At 48.1% G+C, this 439-nt stretch carries 1 protein-coding gene; it reads right to left on the bottom strand.

The window, feature by feature from the left end; genetic code table 11:
- Window positions 1-379: condensation domain-containing protein (locus CWC03_RS22835; RefSeq protein ID WP_349304217.1), on the bottom strand; the 379-nt coding region annotated here is incomplete at its 3' end.
- Between the last annotated feature and the right edge of the window lie 60 nt (window positions 380-439).

Genomic DNA, 439 nt, shown 5'->3' with positions numbered 1-439 from the left:
AACTGCACTCTCGCCACGCAACACAGATGAACTTGACTACTTCTATAGGCAAAATAGCCTGATACTTATCACTACAATAAGAGCTTATCTCTACACCCGGTAAACTAACCGCGCGCTCTCCCTGCTGCACACCATAGTCACTATTCGTCGTCAGCATTATCTGGAATAGGGGGCTATGCGCTGTACTTCTTGATACCTTTAACCTATCTACCAACTGCTCAAACGGCACATCTTGATTCGCTTGCGCATCTATATGCACCTGCCTGATATGCTTAAAGTAACTCGCCAAATCCGCCTGCGCCGTATCCACACGCAGCACCAAGGTATTCACAAAAAACCCTATCAACGGGCTTAATTCCGACTGCGTTCGGTTCGCCACCGGTGTGCCCACCACGATATCACTACTGTGGCTATGTCTTGATAGTAACTATGGCCACTC

The organism is Pseudoalteromonas sp. S2755 (assembly GCF_005886535.1).
Taxonomy (GTDB): domain Bacteria; phylum Pseudomonadota; class Gammaproteobacteria; order Enterobacterales; family Alteromonadaceae; genus Pseudoalteromonas.
The sequence above is the reverse complement of the archived record's forward strand: the minus strand, read 5'-3'. Positions and strand labels throughout refer to the sequence as shown.